Here is a 14,931-nt window from a genome sequence, read left to right as displayed (position 1 = left end):
GGTGCGTCGCGGCCGCCTGGTGGCGGGGCTCGTGGTGGTGGCGCTGCTCGTGCTGCTGGTGTCCCGCGTTCGCTTCGTCGCGCCGGGCGCGAAACCGCCCGTCGCCACCGCGCCGCCGCCCTCCGGGCGCGCGCCCGCCGCGGGGGATACGACCTTGCGGATTCCGGTGCAGGGTGTCGCCGCAACGGCGCTGCACGACGACTGGGGGCAACCCCGTGGCGACGGCGATCGGGAGCACCACGCCATCGACATTCTGGCACCCAAGGGCACGCCGGTGCTCGCAGCCGCATCGGGCACCGTCGAGAAGCGGTTCGAGAGCGCGCTTGGCGGGCACACGCTGTACGTGCGCACGCCCGATGGTGCGACGGTGCATTACTACGCCCATCTCGACACGATAGGGGTGCCCGAGGGGGCGTCCGTCCGCCAGGGCCAGCCGATCGCCACCGTCGGCGACAGCGGGAGCGCCGCGGGCGGTCCGCCGCACCTGCATTTCGAGATCAAGCAGATGCGCCCCGGCGAGGGCTGGTGGCAGGGAACCAATATCGATCCCTATCCCCTGCTTGCGGGAAAGCCCGGGCGGAGCTAAAGGGCGCCGCTCAGCTCTTTCTCACATACAGGCACGATCCATGAAGATCAGCGGCGTGGACATCCGTCCCGGCAACATCATCGAATATGAGGGCGGCATCTGGCGCGCCGTCAAGATTCAGCACACCCAGCCCGGCAAGGGCGGTGCCTATATGCAGGTCGAACTCAAGAACCTGCGCGACGGCCGCAAGAACAACGTCCGCTTCCGCTCGGCCGAGACCGTGGAGCGCGTGCGCCTCGACACCAAGGATTTCCAGTTCCTGTATCCGGAAGGCGACATGCTCGTGTTCATGGACAAGGAAACCTATGACCAGACCACGCTGCCGCGCGACCTGCTCGGCGAGGCCGCGGCCTTCCTGCAGGACGGCATGGACGTGCTGATGGAGCTCTATGACGAAGAGCCGATCAGCGTGCAGCTGCCCGACACGATCGAAGCGACGATCGTCGAGGCCGATGCGGTGGTGAAGGGCCAGACGGCCTCGTCCTCGTACAAGCCGGCCGTGCTCGACAACGGCGTGCGCATCATGGTGCCGCCGCACATCGCGTCGGGCACGCGGATCGTCGTCGACGTGTACGAGCAGACCTACGTCCGCCGCGCGGACTGATCTGCCGGCTTCGGCCGAATCTATGCTAGGGAAGGGGACGGCAGGCCTGCGTCCCCTTTTCCCGTTTTCGGGTCAGGCCTCCTTAGTCCCCCGCACCAGCGGCAGGGAGAGAGATTGATATGGCAGCCTTTTCCGGCCTTCTCACCGTCATGGACCGTGCCGCACGCAAGGCAGCACCGCGCCTGCGTCGCGACTTTAACGAGGTCACGCACCTGCAGGTCAGCCGCAAGGGCCCGGCCGATTTCGTGAGCATGGCCGACAAGCGCGCCGAGCAGACGCTGATCGAGGAACTGCGCAAGGCGCGGCCCGACTGGCGCATCCTGGCGGAAGAGGGCGGCGAGCTGCCGGGCGATCCGGACAAGCCGCGCTTCATCGTCGATCCGCTCGACGGCACCACCAACTTCCTCCACGGCATCCCGCATTTCTCGATCGCGATCGCGGTCGAGGATCCCAATGGCGCGCAGGGCAAGCCCGAGATCACCCACGGCCTCATTTACCAGCCGCTGACCGACGAGAGCTTCTGGGCCGAGAAGGGCCGCGGGGCGTGGCTGCAGGACCAGCGTCTGCGCGTCTCGGCGCGCCGCGACCTGTCCGAGGCGCTGATCGCGACGGGTATTCCGTTCATGGGCCATGGCAATTTCGCCGAGTGGAGCCGCATCTTCGGTGCGGTGGCACCCGAAGTGGCGGGCATCCGCCGCCTGGGCTCGGCGGCGCTCGACCTTGCCTGGGTCGCGGCGGGCCGGTTCGACGGCTATTGGGAATCGGACCTGAAGCCGTGGGACGTGGCGGCGGGCATGCTGCTCGTCAAGGAAGCCGGCGGCTTCGTCACCGACTATCGCGGCCAGGACATGGCAATGCAGCGCAACCAGTTCCTCGCGGCGAATGACGGCCTGCATTCCAAGCTGCACAAGCTGGTCGCCAACGCGCTGCGCTAAGCATACCCGTACGAGTACGGATCCGAGAAGTTAACTTTGTTTGTAAAAGGGTTCATGCGCTCCACCGTCCTATAAGTCTCTGAAAATGGCATCGGCTGCAGGCCGGGCGAGATGGGACCTACGGCGCATGAACATGGAAGTTACCGGTCTCGGCAGCGGGCGCAGCGGCGAAACATCGGACGAGGCCTTTCGCAACGCTGCGGGTACCGTGCTCGATCGGCTGTACGCGGTGGCGGAATTCTCGCCGGACGGGACGCTTACCCGGGCCAACCAGCTTTTCCTGGACGCGATGGGGTGCGTGCTGTCGACCGTGATCGGCGAGCACCACCGCTTCTTCTGCGACCCCGACTATGCCGCCAGCCCCGCCTACGGCACCTTCTGGGACCGGCTGCGGGCCGGCGAGACGATCGAGGAAACCGCCCGGCGCAGCGGCTGCGAGGGCAAGGACGCCTGGCTTTCCGGACATTACGTGCCGGTCACCGATGCCAAGGGCAAGGTACAGAGCGTGATGCTGATCGCGCGCGACGTGCGCGGCGCGCAGATCGATGCGGCGCTCAACCGCAGCGTGCTCAACGCCTTCAGCCGCGCAATGGCGATGATCGAATTCGATCTGTCCGGCCGGGTGCTCGCTGCCAACGAGAATTTCTGCAACCTGCTCGGCTACCAGGCCGAGGACCTGATCGGCCAGCACCACCGCATCTTCTGCACGGCAGATTATGGCCGCTCGCCGGCCTATCGCCAGTTCTGGGAGCGGCTGGGTCGCGGTGAATTCGACGGTGGCCTGTACAAGCGCGTCGCCAAGGACGGCACCGAACGCTGGATCCAGGCGACCTACAACCCGATCCTCGATCACCAGGGCATCCCGGTGAAGATCGTCAAGTTCGCCATCGACGTGACGAAGCAGCAGGTCGAAAGTGCGGAGGCTGCCGGCAAGCTGGCGGCGATCGATCGCAGCACCTCGGTGATCGAGTTTGACACCAATGGCCATGTCATCGCCGCGAACGACATGTTCCTGCAAACGATGGGCTATGATCGCAACGAGCTGATCGGCAAGCACCACAGCAAATGCTGCGATCCGCAATATGTGAAGACCGACGATTACAAGAATTTCTGGCGCAAGCTCGCCGCGGGCGAGTTCCAGTCGGGTGTCTTCCCCCGGCTCGGCAAGGAGGGGCGCCGGGTGTGGATCCGCGCCACCTACAACCCGATCGTCGATGTCGACGGCAAGCTCGTCAAGGTGGTCAAATACGCCCATGACATCACCGAGCAGAAGGTGCTTGCGGCGGATGCCGAGGGCAAGGTCGCCGCGATAAGCCGCGCCCAGGCCGTCATCGAATTCACGCCCGAGGGCGTCATCCTCGACGCGAACGACAATTTCCTGGCGGCCACCGGCTATCGGCGCGAGGACGTGGTGGGCAAGCACCACAAGATCTTCTGCGATGTGGACCTCGTCAACTCGCAGGAATATGCGCGCTTCTGGGCGGATCTGGCGCATGGCGAATATGTCGCGGGCGATTTCCGTCGTCGCAACAAGGCCGGCGAGGAGCTCTGGCTCAGCGCGACCTACAGCCCGATCTTCGACGGGTTCGGGGCGGTGGTGAAGGTGGTCAAGTTCGCCACCGACATCACCGAGCGCAAGAAGGCGGCGATCGAGGGCAAGAGCCGCGCCCAGGCGGTCGACCGCAGCCTCGCGACCATCGAGTTCAACCTCGACGGCGAGATCCTGACCGCGAACGAGAATTTCCTCTCGACCATGGGCTATTCGCTTCGCGAGATCCAGGGCCGGCACCATTCGATGTTCGTCGATCCTGCGCACCTGAAGTCGAAGGAATATGGCGATTTCTGGCGGGCGCTGGGTCGCGGGGAGGGCCAGTCCGGACGCTTCCACCGGATCGGCAAGTACGACCGCGACGTGTTCATCCAGGCGAGCTACTCGCCGGTTTTCGATCTGCAGGGCAATCCCTCGCGCGTGATCAAATACGCCTATGACGTCACCGAACAGGTGCTGCTGGAGCGGAAGATCGCCGCGAAAACCGAGGAAATGCAGTCGGTCGTCGGCGATCTTTCGAACGCCATCAAGGTCATCAGCGATGGTGCGACCAGTGCCACCAGTCTCGCGAGCGAAACCCAGGCAGCGGCCGATCGCGGAACCAGCGCGATCGAGGGCACGATCGAATCGATGGAGCTGATGTCGGCGTCGTCGAAGAAGATCTCGAGCATCGTCGACGTGATCGGGGATCTGGCCGGCCAGACCAACCTGCTGGCATTCAACGCCGCGATCGAGGCGGCGCGCGCGGGCGAGCACGGCGTGGGCTTCTCGATCGTCGCGGAGGAAGTGCGCAAGCTGGCCGAGCGCAGTGCCTCGGCTGCCGAGGAAATCAGCCGGCTGATCGGTGAATCGAGCGAGCGGGTGGTGCAGGGTACCGAGCGCTCGCGCTCGGCGCGCAATGCATTCGAGGCGATTGCCGATTGCGTCGACAAGACGACCGGTGCGATCTCGGGCATCGCCGGATCGGTCGGCGCGCAGCGGGAAACCTCGCGCCGCGTGGTGGCGATGATCGACGAACTCGCCACGTCCACCCATCGCACGATTTGATCATGGCACCGGACGCCGAACGCGCCGCGCCGGTGGCGGAGGCAGCCCGGCAGCATATCGATGTCGGTCTGCTGCGACTGGGCGGCGTCGAACTTGCGGTGCCGGTAGACTGGGTACGCGAAGTGGTGCCCTGTCCCGCCGCCCTGGGGCCGTGCTTCGGGACGCATCCTGCCCTGGTCGGCTCGATCGGCGTACGTGGGGACGTGATCCCGGTGGTCGACCTGACGGTGCTGCTGGGCTTCGGCGCGCAGCCCGGGCAGGGCGGCACGATCGTCGTGCTGCGGCGCGACGACGTGTTGCTGGGCCTGCGGATCGACAGCGTGTCGGGCCTGTACCGCATTCCCGTGTCGGCCGTTCGCGAACTGATCGATTCCGGCGGCGAGGCGCGGCTGGTCGATCGCGCCTTTGTCCGCGAGGCGCATCTCGTCGGCATTCTCGAGCCGGCGACGCTGTTCTCTATGCCGGGCCTGCCGCTGGTGCGCTGCCAGGCGCGGGCGGAGGATCATGCGGCGCTCGGCCGTACCCGACCCTTCGTGCTGGTCACCGTGGCCGGCGTGCAGATCGCGATCGACAGCCACCTGGTCGAAAGCACCGCCCCGGCGATCAACCTGCGGCGCTGCGCGGTGCCGGCGCCCGGCTGGTCGCGCTCGGTCAACTATCTCGGCCGCGACGTGCGGGTGTTCGACCAGCTGGCAACGCTCGGCCTGGACGGCGCGACGGCCGAGGAGTCGCAAGGCCCGGTGATCCTGCTGCGGATCGCGCCCGACAAGCTCGTCGGCTGGCATGTCGAGAGCGTACGGAGCGTGGCGCGCATTTCCGACGACAAGTTCGGTCCGCTCCCCGCGGGCATGGTGGGCCGAACCTCGCTGTTCGGCGGCATCGTGACCGATCCCGGCGGCGGGCAGAACCTGTTGCTGGACAGCGAGGCGGTCCGCGCCGATCCCGCGATCCGCGCGATGGCGGCCCTCTGCCGCGCCGCCGCCGCGTCGGCGACGCAGGGGGCGGGCAACGGGCAGGCGGACGGCAAGGGACCACCGGCCAACGCGTTCCTGATCTTCGATACCGGGGCCCGGCTGCTCGCCACCCCGCTCGATGCGATCCGCGAGGTCGTTCCGTTCCGCGGACTGTCGTCACGAGTCGAGGATGGCTCCGGGCTGTGCGGCATCGGCGACCATCGCGGCGAGGCGGTGTCCGTCTATGGCATCGAGCCCGGCATGCCGGCCGAAGATGCCGACCTGCTGATCATCGCCCGCGAGCAGGCAGGGGAGGGGCCGCGCGGTTATCTCGCGCGGCGCCTGGCGACCATCGTCAACGCGCCCGCGCTCCCTGTACCAGGGGGAAGCCCGGGTGCCCGTTTCGTCCCCGCCCGCATCGATGGCGCCCAGCATTCCATCCGAATTCATATGCTTGGCTGAGCCGTGCGGGGCACGTTCAGGACGGCTTAACAATTGCGAATGATTCTCAGCGGTTCCGGGCCTTGCCGCACCGGGATCATGGTCCTAGAAGCCCCCCAAGATTCCGCAGTCGCGAGAAGAGAAGGCCATTGGTCGACCTGTCACAATATCTGCCGATCCTGATATTCCTGGGGATCGCCCTGTTGCTCTCGGGCACGTTCGTGTTCCTGCCGATGCTCGTTTCGCGCCTCACCGGCACGAACAAGCCCACGCCGGAAAAGCTCACCGAATATGAGTGCGGCTTCCCCGCCTTCGAGGATTCGCGCAGCCAGTTCGACGTGCGCTTCTACCTCGTCGCGATCCTGTTCATCGTCTTCGATCTGGAAGCGGCCTTCCTGTATCCGTGGGCGGTAAGCGTGTTCAAGCTCGGCTGGACCGCCTGGTTCTCGATGATGATCTTTGTCGCCGAGCTGCTGCTCGGTCTAATCTATGCCTGGAAGAAGGGAGCCCTGGAATGGGAGTAGAGCTTTCGGCGCCGCCCCCGGCCGGTACGCTCCCGGACGTCGGCTTCCTGAACGACATCAATGCCGAGATCGCCGACAAGGGCTTTCTCGTCACCTCCACCGAGGAACTGTTCCAGTGGGCCCGTACCGGCTCGCTGTGGTGGATGACCTTCGGTCTGGCGTGCTGCGCGGTGGAGATGATCCACGTCAACATGCCGCGCTACGACATGGAGCGCTTCGGTGCCGCGCCGCGCGCGTCCCCGCGCCAGTCGGACGTGATGATCGTCGCGGGCACGCTGTGCAACAAGATGGCCCCGGCGCTGCGCCGGGTCTATGACCAGATGTCGGAACCGAAATACGTGATTTCGATGGGCAGCTGCGCCAATGGCGGCGGCTATTACCACTATAGCTACAGCGTCGTGCGCGGCTGCGACCGCGTGGTGCCCGTGGACATCTATGTCCCCGGCTGCCCGCCGACCGCCGAGGCGCTGCTCTACGGCATCATGCAGCTGCAGCGGAAGATCCGCCGCATCGGGAGCCTGGACCGGTGAGGGCGCCTGCTCCCCGCTATGCCGTGAACGACGGCGTGATCGACGCGGCCAAGGCCGCGCTCGGCGATCTGCTGGTCGAGGCGAAGGATGCCGTGGGCGAGGTCTCGCTCACCGTTGTCCGCGAGAAGCTGTGCGACGCGATGATCGCGCTGCGCGACACGCCGGGTCTGGAATATCAGCAGCTCAGCGAGATCGCCGGCGTCGACTATCCGGAGCGGGCTGAGCGCTTCGACGTCGTCTACCAGCTGCTCTCGTTCACCCGGAACCACCGCATCCGCGTCCGCGTCACCACCGACGAGGAAAAGCCGGTGCCGAGCGTGACCGGTATCTGGCCGGTCGCCGGCTGGCTCGAGCGCGAGACGTACGACATGTACGGCGTGCTGTTCGAGGGCAATGACGACCTTCGCCGCATCCTGACCGATTACGGGTTCCAGGGGCATCCGCTGCGCAAGGACTTCCCGATGACCGGGTATGTCGAGGTGCGCTACTCGGAAGAGGCGAAGCGCGTGGTCTATGAGCCGGTCAGCCTGGCCCAGGACTTCCGCAACTTCGACTTCATGAGCCCGTGGGAAGGCGCCAAGTACGTCCTGCCGGGCGACGAGAAGGCACCGCAGCCCGAAGCCAAGGGCGCACCGACGCCGGCCACGGCCGCGCAGGTCGCCAAGGCCGATGCCGCGCCCGCTGCCAGCCAGCCGGCGCAGGGCAAGGACACCAAGACCACCGACAGCCCGGCCCAGACCGGCGCCGGTCAGCCGCACCCGGGCAACCAGCCCGGCGAGAAGCCCAAGGATCCGGACGTCGTCCCGACCAAGGGCGAAGGGCAGAACAAATGAGCGATACCGTCACCAAGATCATGGAGCGGGACATCGACCCGGCGACGGGCGATACCTCGATCGCGAACTACACGATCAACTTCGGCCCGCAGCATCCCGCGGCGCACGGCGTGCTTCGTCTCGTCACCGAACTGGACGGCGAGATCATCGAGCGCATCGATCCGCATGTCGGCCTGCTCCACCGCGGCACCGAGAAGCTGATCGAGTACAAGACCTATACCCAGGCGCTGCCGTATTTCGATCGCTTCGACTATTGCTCGCCGCTGGCGATGGAGCACAGCTATGTGCTCGCGGTCGAGAAGCTGCTCGACCTCGAGGTGCCGCTGCGTGGCCAGTATCTGCGCGTGCTGTTCGCCGAGCTGACCCGCATCTGCAACCACATGCTGAACCTGGGCAGCCACGTGATGGACGTCGGCGCGATGACGCCGAACCTGTGGATGTTCGAGGTCCGCGAGGACTGCCTGAACTTCTTCGAGCGGGCTTCGGGTGCGCGCATGCACTCGAACTATTACCGCGTCGGCGGGGTTCGCCAGGACGTGCCGGTCAAGCTCTTGAACGACATCGCGGAATGGCTCGACACCCGCCTGCCGCAGCTGTTCGGCGACGCGATCAGCCTGGTCGCCGAGAACCGCATCTTCAAGCAGCGCAACGTCGACATCGCGACGGTGAGCCGCGAGGACGCGATCAAGTGGGGCTTCTCCGGCCCGATGATCCGCGCCGCCGGCATCCCCTGGGATATCCGTCGTTCCCAGCCTTATGACGTGTACGACCGCGTCGACTTCGAGATCCCGGTCGGCACCCGCGGCGATTGCTATGATCGCTTCATGGTCCGCGTCGAGGAAGTCTACCAGTCGGCCCGCATCATCAAGCAGTGCATCCAGGACATGCCGGAAGGCCCGGTCCTGACGCTCGACCGCAAGGTCGGCGCGCCCAAGCGCGGCGAGATGAAGCAGTCGATGGAAGCGCTGATCCATCACTTCAAGCTCTTCACCGAAGGCTATCACGTGCCGGCGGGCGAAGTGTATGTCGCGACCGAAAGCCCCAAGGGCGAATTCGGTGTCTATCTGGTGTCGGACGGCACCAACAAACCCTATCGCTGCAAGGTGCGCCCGACCGCGTTCAGCCACCTGCAGGCGATGGACTTCATGTCCAAGGGGCACATGCTGGCGGACATCACCGCCATCCTGGGCGCCATGGATATCGTTTTCGGTGAATGTGACCGCTGATGGCTGACGCTCCTCAACTCCCCGACGAAGCCGAAGTGCGCGCGCGCTGGGGCAATTTCGCCTGGACGCCGGCCAATGCCGAGAAGGCGCGCGAGATCATGGGCCGCTATCCGGCGGGTCGCCAGATGTCGTGCACCATCCCGTTCCTCGACCTGGCGCAGCGCCAGGTGGGTGCCGAGACGAACACGCAAGGGTGGCTGCCGGTTCCGGTGATCGAGTTCGTCGCCCGCGAACTGGACATGCCCTATATCCGCGTGTTCGAGGTCGCGACCTTCTACACCATGTTCAACCTGGTGCCGGTCGGCCGCTACCATGTGCAGGTCTGCGGCACGACGCCGTGCATGCTGCGCGGGAGCGACGACGTGATGGCCGCGTGCAAGTCGCGCGGGCTGAAGAAGGGCCACACCACCGCGGACGGGCTGTTCACGCTCACCGAGGTCGAGTGCATGGGCAATTGCTCGTCGGCGCCGATGGTGCAGATCAACGACGACAATTTCGAAGATCTCGACTTTGATCGCACGCTCGCGATCCTCGACGCGCTGGCCAAGGGCGAGAGCCCCAAGACCGGCACGCAGGAGCCGGGCCGCCACACCGTCGAGCCGCTGGGCGGACCGACGACGCTCACCGCGATGGTCGGCGAGAACCACGACTATCGGGGCGAATGGTGATGCGGGGCAACAGCCTCATCGTCACCATCCTGGCCATCATCGGCGGCATCGTCGTGCTCGGCTGGGTGCTCAAGCTTGCATTTAACTTGATCGGGACGCTGGTCCTGATCGGTCTGGCCGTAGTCTTCTATCTGTTCGTACAGAAGCTGGTCGGGAAGGGACGCTAAGGTGCTTCAGGACAAGGACCGCATCTTCACCAATCTCTACGGCTACCAGTCGTGGCATCTCGACGCCGCCCGTGCGCGCGGCGCGTGGGACAACACCAAGGCGCTGCTGGAGCTGGGCCAGGATACCATCATCGACCGCATCAAGGCCTCGGGCCTGCGCGGGCGGGGCGGCGCCGGCTTCCCGACGGGCATGAAGTGGAGCTTCATGCCGAAGAACCCGACGCCCGAGCGTCCGAGCTTCCTCGTCATCAACGCCGACGAGTCCGAGCCCGGCTCGTGCAAGGACCGCGAGATCATCCGCCACGATCCGCACCTGCTGATCGAAGGCGCGCTGGTCGCCGGCTTCGCGATGCGCGCGCGGGCGGCCTATATCTACATTCGCGGCGAATATATCCGCGAGGCCGAGACGCTGTTCGCAGCCGTCGCCGAGGCCTATGCCGCCGGGCTGGTGGGCAAGAACGCCTGCGGTTCGGGCTATGACTTCGACGTCTTCGTCCATCGCGGCGCCGGCGCGTATATCTGCGGCGAAGAGACCGCGATGATCGAGAGCCTGGAAGGCAAGAAGGGCCAGCCGCGCCTCAAGCCGCCGTTCCCGGCGGGTGCGGGCCTCTATGGCTGCCCGACCACGGTCAACAATGTCGAATCGATCGCGGTCGCCCCGACGATCCTGCGCCGCGGCCCCGAATGGTTCGCCAGCTTCGGCAACGAGAACAACAAGGGCACCAAGCTCTTCCAGATCTCGGGCCATGTGAACAAGCCGTGCGTGGTCGAAGAGGCCATGTCGATCCCGTTCCGCGAGCTGATCGAGAAGCATTGCGGCGGCATCCGCGGCGGCTGGGACAATCTGCTCGCGGTGATCCCGGGCGGTTCGTCGGTGCCGCTGGTGCCGGCAGCCCAGATCATGGACTGCCCGATGGACTTTGACGGCCTGCGCGCGCTCGGCTCGGGCCTCGGCACCGCCGCCGTGATCGTGATGGACAAGTCGACCGACATCGTCCGCGCGATCAGCCGGCTCTCCTACTTCTACAAGCATGAGAGCTGCGGCCAGTGCACGCCGTGCCGCGAAGGCACCGGCTGGATGTGGCGCGTGATGGAGCGGCTGCGCACCGGCGACGCCGACATCAGCGAGATCGACACGCTGCAGCAGGTGACCAAGCAGGTCGAAGGCCACACCATCTGCGCCCTGGGCGACGCGGCCGCCTGGCCGATCCAGGGCCTGATCCGCCATTTCCGCCCCGAGATCGAGCGCCGGATCACCGAGCGCAAGTCGGGCGGCATCGAAACCATGCAAGAGGCGGCAGAGTAATGCCCAAGCTCAAGGTTGACGGAATCGAAGTCGAGGTGCCGCAGGGCGCCACCGTGCTCCAGGCCTGCGAGGCCGCGGGCAAGGAGATTCCGCGTTTCTGCTATCATGAACGGCTGAGCATCGCCGGCAATTGCCGCATGTGCCTCGTCGAGGTGAAGCCCGGACCGCCCAAGCCCCAGGCGTCGTGCGCGCTGCCGGCTGCCGACAATCAGGAAGTCCGCACCGACAGCCCGATGGTGAAGGCCGCGCGCGAAGGCGTGATGGAATTCCTGCTGATCAACCACCCGCTCGATTGCCCGATTTGCGATCAGGGCGGCGAGTGCGACCTGCAGGACCAGTCGGTCGCCTATGGTCGCGGCCAGTCGCGCTATGAGGAAAACAAGCGCGCGGTCACCGAAAAGTACATGGGCCCCATCATCAAGACGGTGATGACCCGCTGCATCCAGTGCACCCGCTGCGTCCGCTTCGGTGAGGAAGTGGCCGGCGTGGAGGATATCGGCGCGATCTATCGCGGCGAGAACATGCAGATCACGACCTATCTCGAAAAGGCGTTCAAGAGCGAGCTTTCGGGCAATGTCGCGGACCTGTGCCCGGTCGGCGCGCTGACCCACAAGCCGGTCGCGTTCGAATATCGCCCCTGGGAGCTCAAGCGGAACCTGTCGATCGACGTGATGGACGCGGTCGGCACCAACATCCGCCTCGACAGCCGCGGCCGTCAGGTGATGCGCGTGCTGCCGCGCATCAACGAGGACGTGAACGAGGAGTGGGCGCACGACAAGACCCGCTACCATGTCGACGCGCTGGTCCGCCGCCGTCTCGACCGCCCGTTCGTCCGCAAGGACGGCAAGCTGGTCCCGGCGACGTGGGAAGAAGCGTTCGACGCGATTGCGGGCGTGGCCGCCACGGCGGGCTCGAGCGTCGCCGCGATCGCCGGCGACCTGCTCGATGCCGAGACCATGTATGCCGCCAAGGCGCTGGTGAAGGCGTTCGGTTCGGAGCTGCTCGAAGGCCGCCAGACCGGCATGGCCTATGACACGTCGAGCCTGTCGGCGGTGGCGTTCAACACCACCATCGCGGCGCTCGAAGAGGCCGATGCGATCCTGCTGGTCGGCACCAACCTGCGCTGGGAAGCGCCGCTCGTGAACACCCGCGTGCGCAAGGCGATCAAGCGCGGCGCCAAGGTGTTCGCGATCGGCCCGCAGGTGGACCTCACCTACAAGGTCGAGTGGCTCGGCGACGATCTGGGGCTGCTCAACAGCCTGCCGGAAAATCTCGCCCAGGCGATCGACAATGCCAAGAAGCCGGCGCTGATCCTCGGCCCGGGCGCGCTCAAGAACGGCCATGGTGCAGCCCTCGCGATCGCCGGTGCGTTCCAGCGCGCCGCGACCGAGACCGAGGCGGCCTGGAATGGCTTCAACGTCGTCCACACCGCGGCGGCGCGAATGGCCGGTCTGATGCTCGGCTATGCGCAGAAGGGCGGCATTGCCGACATCGTCGCGGCTGCGCCGAAGCTCGCCTTCTTCCTGGGCGCCGACGAGGTGGACTTCTCCAAGTTCGCCAATAGCTTCAAGGTCTATATCGGCCATCATGGCGACCAGGGCGCGCATCATGCCGATGTGATTCTCCCGGGCGCCACCTATGCCGAAAAGCCGGGCACTTATGTGAACCTGGAAGGCCGCGTGCAGCGCGCCGATCGCGCGGTGTTCGCACCGGGCGAGGCGCGCGAGGACTGGACGATCCTGCGCGCGCTCTCCGAAAAGCTCGGCCGCACGCTGCCGTTCGACAGCTTCGACGAACTGCGCGCCGCAATGGCGAGCGAGGTTCCGGCGCTCGGTCAGGAAGGTCTGGCCGAGTTCGCATGGAACCCGCCGTCGCTTGCCAGCCAGGCTTCGGGTCCGGTGACCTATCCAGTCGCTGACTTCTATCTCACCAACGCCATCTGCCGTGCGTCGCCGACGATGCAGCGCTGCTCGGCCGAACTGCTCCATGGCGAAGACTTCGCAGAGGCCGCAGAATGACCTCCTGGTTCACCTATCTCGGCCTGCCGTTCGAGCTGGCCTGGACCGTCGCCACGATCATCGACATCCTCGTCATCGCGCTGCCGGTGATGCTGGCCGTCGCCATGATCATCTATGCCGATCGCAAGATCTGGGCGGCGATGGCGCTGCGCCGCGGCCCGAACGTCGTCGGCCCGCTCGGCCTGCTCCAGTCCTTCGCCGATGGCCTGAAGGTGTTCCTGCAGGAAACCATCGTGCCGTCGGGCGCGAATAAGGGCCTGTTCCTGCTCGCGCCGATCATCACCTTCACGGTCGCACTGATCGTCTGGGCGGTGGTGCCGTTCCAGGCGGGCGTCGCGCTGTCGAACATCAATGTCGGCCTGCTCTATGTGCTCGCGGCCTCGTCGCTGGGCGTGTACGGCATCATCCTCGCCGGCTGGTCGTCCAACTCGAAATACCCGTTCTACTCGGCGATCCGCGCGGCCGCGCAGATGGTGAGCTACGAAGTCTCGATCGGCTTCGTGCTGATCTCGGTCGTGCTCTGGGCCGGCACCTTCAACCTCGGCACCATCGTCGAGGCGCAGAAGGGCTATTACGGCTTCGTCAACGGCAACTTCGTCAACCCGCTGCTCTTCCCGATGGCGATCGTGTTCTTCATCTCGTCGCTCGCCGAGACGCAGCGCGCGCCGTTCGACCTGACCGAAGCGGAGTCGGAGCTGGTCGCGGGCTATCAGACCGAATATTCGTCGATGGCCTTCGCGCTCTACTGGCTCGGCGAATATGCCAACGTCATCCTGATGTGCGCGCTCAACGCGACGCTGTTCTGGGGCGGCTATCTCCCGCCGTTCGACTGGGCGCCGCTCTACGTCGTGCCGGGCATCCTGTGGCTGTTCGCCAAGATGCTGTTCTTCTTCTTCTGCTTCAGCTGGGTGAAGGCCACCGTCCCGCGCTATCGCTATGACCAGCTGATGCGCCTGGGCTGGAAGATCTTCCTGCCGCTGTCGCTTCTCTTCGTCTTCCTCGTTTCCGGGTACCTCATGCTGACCCGGGTTGGAGTGCCCGCATGAGCGTCGCAAGTTTCGTCCGCACCTGGACTCTGTGGGAGTTCGTGAAGGCGCATGCCCTGACCTTGAAGTATTTCTTCAAGCCCAAGGCGACGATCAACTATCCGTACGAGAAGAACCCGCTCTCGCCCCGCTTCCGCGGCGAGCATGCGCTGCGCCGCTATCCCAACGGGGAAGAGCGCTGCATCGCGTGCAAGCTGTGCGAGGCGGTGTGCCCGGCGCTGGCGATCACGATCGAGGCCGAACCGCGCGACGACGGCAGCCGCCGCACGACGCGCTACGACATCGACATGACCAAGTGCATCTACTGCGGCCTGTGCCAGGAAGCGTGCCCGGTCGACGCGATCGTCGAGGGTCCGAATTTCGAATTTTCCACCGAAACGCGTGAAGAGCTGATTTATCAGAAGGATAAGCTGCTCGCGAACGGCGATCGCTGGGAACGCGCCATCGCGGCGAACCTTGCCGCCGACGCGCCGTACCGTTAAGCGCCGCACCATTCAA

The 14,931-nt window shown here is 65.8% G+C and carries 15 protein-coding genes; all 15 read left to right on the top strand.

Annotated features, from left to right (window positions below):
• Nucleotide 1 precedes the first annotated feature (1 nt).
• The 15 genes from OIM94_RS04465 (at nucleotide 2) to nuoI (ending at nucleotide 14,915) form a co-directional block, all read left to right on the top strand.
• Nucleotides 2–586 carry a M23 family metallopeptidase gene (locus OIM94_RS04465; protein ID WP_264608899.1) on the top strand — a complete coding sequence of 195 codons (585 nt, stop codon included), beginning with the start codon at nucleotides 2–4 and terminating at the stop codon, nucleotides 584–586.
• Nucleotides 587–626: 40 nt separating this feature from the next.
• Nucleotides 627–1,190 carry an elongation factor P gene (efp, locus tag OIM94_RS04460; protein WP_010545156.1) on the top strand — a complete coding sequence of 188 codons (564 nt, stop codon included), beginning with the start codon at nucleotides 627–629 and terminating at the stop codon, nucleotides 1,188–1,190.
• Nucleotides 1,191–1,309: 119 nt separating this feature from the next.
• Complete coding sequence (locus tag OIM94_RS04455) at nucleotides 1,310–2,125, top strand: inositol monophosphatase family protein (RefSeq protein ID WP_121076772.1); 816 nt, start codon at nucleotides 1,310–1,312, stop codon at nucleotides 2,123–2,125.
• 127 nt (nucleotides 2,126–2,252) lie between these two features.
• Nucleotides 2,253–4,721 (top strand): PAS domain S-box protein, encoded by a 2,469-nt coding sequence (locus OIM94_RS04450; RefSeq protein WP_319801141.1) that lies wholly within the window; start codon nucleotides 2,253–2,255, stop codon nucleotides 4,719–4,721.
• A 2-nt stretch (nucleotides 4,722–4,723) separates the two neighbouring features.
• Nucleotides 4,724–6,136 (top strand): chemotaxis protein CheW, encoded by a 1,413-nt coding sequence (locus OIM94_RS04445; protein ID WP_264608898.1) that lies wholly within the window; start codon nucleotides 4,724–4,726, stop codon nucleotides 6,134–6,136.
• Nucleotides 6,137–6,264: 128 nt separating this feature from the next.
• Complete coding sequence (locus OIM94_RS04440; protein WP_264608897.1) at nucleotides 6,265–6,639, top strand: NADH-quinone oxidoreductase subunit A; 375 nt, start codon at nucleotides 6,265–6,267, stop codon at nucleotides 6,637–6,639.
• The gene (locus OIM94_RS04435; RefSeq protein ID WP_010545151.1) at nucleotides 6,630–7,169 is read left to right on the top strand and encodes a NuoB/complex I 20 kDa subunit family protein; all 540 of its coding nucleotides are present in this window, start codon (nucleotides 6,630–6,632) and stop codon (nucleotides 7,167–7,169) included. Before OIM94_RS04440 ends, OIM94_RS04435 begins: the two co-directional genes overlap by 10 nt.
• On the top strand, nucleotides 7,166–8,002 hold the full coding sequence (locus OIM94_RS04430) for an NADH-quinone oxidoreductase subunit C (RefSeq protein ID WP_264608896.1): 837 nt from the start codon (nucleotides 7,166–7,168) through the stop codon (nucleotides 8,000–8,002). The genes OIM94_RS04435 and OIM94_RS04430 overlap by 4 nt, the downstream gene beginning before the upstream one ends.
• Entirely contained in the window at nucleotides 7,999–9,228 is a 1,230-nt protein-coding gene (locus OIM94_RS04425; protein WP_264608895.1) for an NADH-quinone oxidoreductase subunit D, read from the top strand. Before OIM94_RS04430 ends, OIM94_RS04425 begins: the two co-directional genes overlap by 4 nt.
• A complete protein-coding gene (locus OIM94_RS04420) occupies nucleotides 9,228–9,896 on the top strand; it encodes a complex I 24 kDa subunit family protein (protein ID WP_264608894.1) in 669 nt (222 codons plus the stop codon). Before OIM94_RS04425 ends, OIM94_RS04420 begins: the two co-directional genes overlap by 1 nt.
• Nucleotides 9,896–10,063, top strand: coding sequence for a hypothetical protein (locus tag OIM94_RS04415; RefSeq protein ID WP_157084547.1), 168 nt, complete (start codon nucleotides 9,896–9,898; stop codon nucleotides 10,061–10,063). Before OIM94_RS04420 ends, OIM94_RS04415 begins: the two co-directional genes overlap by 1 nt.
• 1 nt (nucleotide 10,064) lies before the next feature.
• Entirely contained in the window at nucleotides 10,065–11,369 is a 1,305-nt protein-coding gene (gene nuoF / locus OIM94_RS04410) for an NADH-quinone oxidoreductase subunit NuoF (protein ID WP_264608893.1), read from the top strand.
• On the top strand, nucleotides 11,369–13,387 hold the full coding sequence (gene nuoG, locus OIM94_RS04405) for an NADH-quinone oxidoreductase subunit NuoG (RefSeq protein WP_264608892.1): 2,019 nt from the start codon (nucleotides 11,369–11,371) through the stop codon (nucleotides 13,385–13,387). The genes nuoF and nuoG overlap by 1 nt, the downstream gene beginning before the upstream one ends.
• Nucleotides 13,384–14,433, top strand: coding sequence for an NADH-quinone oxidoreductase subunit NuoH (gene nuoH / locus OIM94_RS04400; RefSeq protein WP_264608891.1), 1,050 nt, complete (start codon nucleotides 13,384–13,386; stop codon nucleotides 14,431–14,433). The genes nuoG and nuoH overlap by 4 nt, the downstream gene beginning before the upstream one ends.
• A complete protein-coding gene (gene nuoI, locus OIM94_RS04395; RefSeq protein WP_010545143.1) occupies nucleotides 14,430–14,915 on the top strand; it encodes an NADH-quinone oxidoreductase subunit NuoI in 486 nt (161 codons plus the stop codon). Before nuoH ends, nuoI begins: the two co-directional genes overlap by 4 nt.
• The last annotated feature ends 16 nt before the right edge of the window (nucleotides 14,916–14,931 follow it).

Origin of the sequence: Sphingomonas sp. R1, from assembly GCF_025960285.1 — a bacterium.
GTDB lineage: Bacteria > Pseudomonadota > Alphaproteobacteria > Sphingomonadales > Sphingomonadaceae > Sphingomonas.
The sequence above is the reverse complement of the archived record's forward strand: the minus strand, read 5'-3'. Positions and strand labels throughout refer to the sequence as shown.